Below are 3,491 nucleotides of genomic sequence, written 5' to 3' on the forward strand. Positions count from 1 at the left end.
AGATTGTCTAAGCTGTTTGTTAAAGAACTTCCTGCTCGTGCTGAGCAAGTGATGCGAATTTTATAGTTTTCTGATTTTCTGTCAACAGATTTTTTGATTTTTATCAAAAAAACTCAAAAATAGCCTTTTCACCCTGCCAATTTGGTTATTTTTTAACCACGAACCCTGATAACAGGCAGTTCGTCCTCTTTGGCTGATTTTTGCTGATCCTGGTTCCGCTCTTCATTATCCTCAATCGCATTGTCATACATCTCTTCACTGTTGTTTCCGGATGTATCCATATTCTGAGAGAGTTCTCCGCCAACATCATCCTGTGATTTAGTTTGTGTTTCAGAGTACGCATCACTCTCAACACTTTCTGATAACTCAGTTTCCGCGCCGGCTGCGTTTTCAGCCAGAGACGCTTCTTCCGTTTTCCCTTTTTTCTTGGATTTCTTGTTCTTCTTTTTCTTTTCTTCCTTCACCACCGGCCGTGCCAGAGACGGAAACAGGAAAATAAAAAATCCTTCTACGGTCAAGTGTTTAAACCATCTCACTATCCAAAGCACGCACATCAGTATAATGCCGGTTATTACTGCCTTTTCCTTCAGCGCCAGAATATCCACGCTGGTAAAGTACGGAGCAAGCTCATGAGTCTCCACAAACTGCACCATCTGCTTGGGAAACACAATGGCAGTAACAAAAAAGAGATTTCCCAGCACAGAGCAGAACACGCCATATCTGAATGCCGGAGCTACAAAGCAAAATATCAGTCCGCCCAGAAACAGGGTCAATCCTGCATAGGTAAAAAAAGTTTGAATAATTTCAGCCATAACAAAGATCTCTCAATAACCTTGCAGATTATAGCCTAAATCACGCCTGCTCTGCTCTTAACATTGCTTAATGCAGCGGGAATATTACCGCGATCCTAATGCGCGGAGGCTTTCAAACATCTATAATCACATCAGGAACAAACCTTCGCGGTAATTTTCACCACGTTTAACACAGGAGCCTTCTTGCAGATGATTTTACACTGGAACGCAGATCCTGCCGCATTTACAATTCCTTTCCTGGGAGACTACCAGATCAGGTGGTACGGCATGCTGTTTGCGGCTGGGTTTATTCTGGGTTATCTTGCTATAAGCCGTTTTTTCAAAAGGCACCGCTACCCGGACAATGATCTTGATAATCTCCTTTTTTATATGTTCATGGGCACTGTCATCGGAGCTCGCCTCGGACATTGCATCTTTTATCAGCCAGACTATTATCTGGAAAACCCTCTGGAGATCCTGAAAATATGGAAGGGCGGTCTGGCAAGCCACGGCGGCGGCATCGGACTGGTGATCGCCGTGCTGATTTTCTCTGCAAGATACAGCTACAGATTTCTGCCTCTAGCCGACCTGCTCTGCATTCCTACAGCATTTGAAGGCGTAATGATTCGTCTGGGTAATTTTTTCAATTCGGAAATTGTCGGCAAGGCCACTGACGGAAGCTACGGGGTGGTGTTTGAGAGGCTGAACGAAAATTTTCCCCGACATCCGGTTCAGCTCTATGAAGCAGCCGCCTATCTTTCGATTACCGCTTTTCTGATTGTCTGCTACAAATACGTCAGAAAACGGGGCTCCGGTCTGATTCTGGGGCTTTTTCTGGTAACTATATTCACCGTAAGAATTGCTCTGGAACATTTCAAACCGGAACAGGCAGACTACAATCAGGATTCTTTCCTTACCGTCGGTCAGTACCTGAGCATCCCCTTCATTATCGCAGGAGTCATTCTTATCGCTCTTTCCCTGTTCTCCGCTAAAACCGGTAGCAGCGAAATCACAGAAAGACGGCTCCCTGAAACCAATAAAGCTGAATCCTGACAGCTTCTGTAAAAACAGGACTTTTACGTTTATCGGCCTGCCTTTGCTTTCCGGAGTTCCGCACCAGAGATCGCCGGCAACAGGACAGGCTTCCGAATGCACGGATTTTTTTTGACCAAAGGCTCACATTTTAAGGACGCTCTGATGTTAGAGTGATAGCGATCACTATTGTCAATCCTTAAAGATAGTAAAATAAGTCATGTTTTTAGCACCTAAAACAGTTGTTGGTTTTAACTGTATGCCTGAGGATATTTACATATATGGCTAAAGTACTCATTCTCCCTGATTATAACGGGCAGGATTTGCCTTCAGAAGGTCTCGATCGTTACGAGCATGTTTATCTGGTTACTGAGCAGCAGGAAAGTCTCCCTATTCCTGTGGTTATGAAATTAATGAAGATCATGCAGCAAAGCCATGTAAACATTGAATTTTTAGAGCTCTCTTATAATTCAGAAACCGAGTTTATCCTCAGCATGGCTTTCCTGGTAGCAAAGATGAATATGGCAGAGCCTGATATTCAGGTTACCTTCGTGACTGAAAACCTGCTTTTTGACACCCTAGTTGCCACTGCCAAGCAGAACAACTTCAAGGTTCAGAGAGCCAAGGGCTTTAATTCACCCAGTGCCATTCCTTCCGGCCCCAGCGAAGTTCAGAAGCCGGTTCAGCCTTCAATTGTTCAGAACAGCAAACCCATGGCGCAGCCTAAGCCTGTTCCGGAAAAGGCTGTTGAGCAGGAAGAACAGCCGAAAGAGCCTGCTAAGAAGAACAATAACCAGCGGCTTATTTCCTCTCTCCTTAACGGAAACAAGTAAATCGTTTTTTGTCACTCTTTGTCGCATCCCTGCGTTTCTCATGACGCGGGGATTTTTTTACTCTATTTGTCAATATTGCAGTTTGGGCCCGATTTATTGCCGCTGATAACTGATAAAATCAGGAAGTTCTCTGTAAGGTCAATGGCAATCTATTATGGCTCAAGACAACGTTATCTGTACCCTGAATCTAAGTGAATATACTCCTATAAGCGTTGAAGGCAGCGCGGTGCCTGATTCTGTCATGCGCCTGACAATGTTTATCCAGAAATCTCTCTATCAGGACGCCACACAAAGCCAAAGAGCAGTATCCACTTTTGCCATTCCGGTAAGCTCCAAAGAAGGCATAAGCTGGCATATCCCCAAGGTTTTCGGAACCAAATTTCTGGTGGAACCGCTGGAGTCTCTTTCTGAGGATGAACAGGTGTTCTACCTGCTGGAAGTCTGCCGGGTAATCAAAGAATTGAAGGATCGCTGCCAGAAAATTCTTTCCGATAATTCATCTGTTTTTTCTGAAAAGATTCTGGCCCGTTTTTTCTACGACAACGAGTCCCCGGATCATCTTGGCGCCGCTCTCTATATTCCTGATACCAGTCATATTTACATAGTTAATGATCGGCCCATTATTGTCGGCTGGGGCTTCCAAAAAAAATCAGCCAACTGGAAACGAGATCGCTGCAATATTTACAAGGTGGTGGAACAGGCTTCAGATCAGGATTTTTTTGACACCCTGGAATATTTCAGCTACGTAATGCGGCCCCCGGTACTAACCAAGGAATCAGAAGAAAAAATCCTTAAAAGAATTGCTGCCAAAAAGTCCAAGAGCGAAACCGCAATT

General features: G+C 44.4%; 4 protein-coding genes. 3 read left to right on the top strand and 1 reads right to left on the bottom strand.

Annotated elements, in window-relative coordinates; genetic code table 11:
• Positions 1–152 precede the first annotated feature (152 nt).
• Positions 153–641 carry a hypothetical protein gene (locus tag ACJROR_RS10820; protein ID WP_406547067.1) on the bottom strand — a complete coding sequence of 163 codons (489 nt, stop codon included), beginning with the start codon at positions 639–641 and terminating at the stop codon, positions 153–155.
• Positions 642–1,001: 360 nt separating this feature from the next.
• Here ACJROR_RS10820 and lgt point away from each other — a divergent pair, with 360 nt between their 5' ends.
• From lgt to ACJROR_RS10835, 3 genes are all read left to right on the top strand, one after another.
• Entirely contained in the window at positions 1,002–1,844 is an 843-nt protein-coding gene (gene lgt, locus ACJROR_RS10825; RefSeq protein ID WP_406041404.1) for a prolipoprotein diacylglyceryl transferase, read from the top strand.
• A gap of 260 nt (positions 1,845–2,104) precedes the next feature.
• Positions 2,105–2,656: a hypothetical protein gene (locus ACJROR_RS10830; protein ID WP_406041402.1), complete on the top strand. Its 552-nt coding sequence runs from the start codon at positions 2,105–2,107 to the stop codon at positions 2,654–2,656.
• A 154-nt stretch (positions 2,657–2,810) separates the two neighbouring features.
• Positions 2,811–3,491 (top strand): hypothetical protein (locus tag ACJROR_RS10835; RefSeq protein ID WP_406547068.1); only part of this gene is annotated, 681 nt, incomplete at its 3' end.

It is taken from the genome of Succinimonas sp. (assembly GCF_045225735.1).
In the GTDB taxonomy this organism is placed as follows: Bacteria; Pseudomonadota; Gammaproteobacteria; order Enterobacterales; family Succinivibrionaceae; genus Succinimonas.